This window comes from Streptomyces sp. SID14478, from assembly GCF_010548525.1.
Taxonomy (GTDB): Bacteria; Actinomycetota; Actinomycetes; order Streptomycetales; family Streptomycetaceae; genus Streptomyces.
Genome location: NZ_JAAGMG010001290.1, coordinates 1 through 1377 on the forward strand (window position 1 = coordinate 1; position 1377 = coordinate 1377).

1 protein-coding gene and 1 pseudogene are annotated in these 1377 nt (G+C 75.1%); both read left to right on the top strand.

Features of this window, described 5'->3' with window-relative positions; all coding sequences use genetic code 11:
- Positions 1 to 443 (top strand): annotated as a pseudogene (locus G3I40_RS41205) (NYN domain-containing protein); the annotation flags it as partial.
- A gap of 138 nt (positions 444 to 581) precedes the next feature.
- Positions 582 to 1377: ABC transporter ATP-binding protein (locus tag G3I40_RS41210; RefSeq protein WP_164559927.1), on the top strand; the 796-nt coding region annotated here is incomplete at its 3' end.

Genomic DNA, 1377 nt, shown 5'->3' on the forward strand with positions numbered 1-1377 from the left:
AGCCCGGCCAGCACCCCGCCAACGCGACGCTGCGCTGGTCCTCCGACAAGGGCTGGGTGGAGCGGCCCGGCGGCACCGCCGAGCCCGCCGAGGCGGCGTCCCTGCCCACGCTCGCCCAGGTCACCACCGCGGAGCAGCGCTGGGCCGACCGCGAGGAGGACATCACCGCCGTCGGCGGCGACCCGTACGAGGTGGGACAGGTCTTCGCCCGGCGCTGGATGGCACGCCTGGCCGACCAGGTCCAGCTGCAGAAGCTGTCCACCATGTACCCGCGGGTGCCGCACCGCATCGACGGGGAGCTGCTGCGTTACGCGGCGCGGTTCGGCCTGCTCGCCCACAAGGACGACCAGATCGACGAGCACGACCGGTACGCGATCCGGGCCGGGTTCTGGCGCGAGATCGACGTGCGGACCACCACGGAACACGCGACGGCGGGGGACTGACGTCCACGCCCGTCGGAAGGGCGAGCCGCCTCATATGTCCGGCCCCGCGCGCAATGAGGCGGGCCGGACCCCGTACTCTCGTTCTTCGTGAGTACGCGCACCGGCGACGCCGCCCCGCCCCGTAAGGGGGCCGCTGTCGTGTGCGCGGTGCGCGGGCTCAGCAAGACGTATCCGCCCGTGCGCGGGCGCCGCGGGACGCCCGCGACGCCGGAGGTGCGGGCCACGGACGGCGTACGGCTCGACATCCGGCGCGGCGAGATCTTCGGACTCCTCGGGCCCAACGGCGCAGGCAAGACCACGCTCGTACGACAGCTCACCGGACTGATGCGGCCCGACGCGGGCAGCGTGGAGATCCTCGGGCACGACATCGTGCGCCACCCGGAGCGGGCCGCGCGGATCCTCGCCTACCTCGGCCAGGACTCGACCGCCCTCGACGAGCTCACCGTGTCGCTGGCCGCCGAGACCACGGGACGGCTGCGCGGGCTCCCGCTGAAGGACGCGCGGGCCGCGCGCGACGACGTCCTGGACGAACTGGGGCTCACCCCGCTCGCCTCGCGGCCGCTGAAGAAGCTGTCCGGCGGGCAGCGCCGGCTCGCCACGTTCGCCGCCGCGCTGGTCGGCGAGCGGCAGCTGCTCGTGCTCGACGAGCCGACGACCGGCATGGACCCGGTCGCCCGGCGGGCCGTGTGGGCCGCCGTGGACCGGCGCCGGGCCGAGCGCGGGACGACCGTGCTGCTGGTCACCCACAACGTCATCGAGGCCGAGACCGTCCTCGACCGGGTCGCCGTGCTCGACGCGGGGCGGGTCATCGCCTGCGACACCCCGGCCGGGCTCAAGGAGCGCGTCGCCGGTGAGGTGCGGGTCGAGCTGGTGTGGCGCCAGGAGGCGCCGGTGCACCTGCCCGAGGTCGCCCGGCTGCGCGAGCACGCGACGG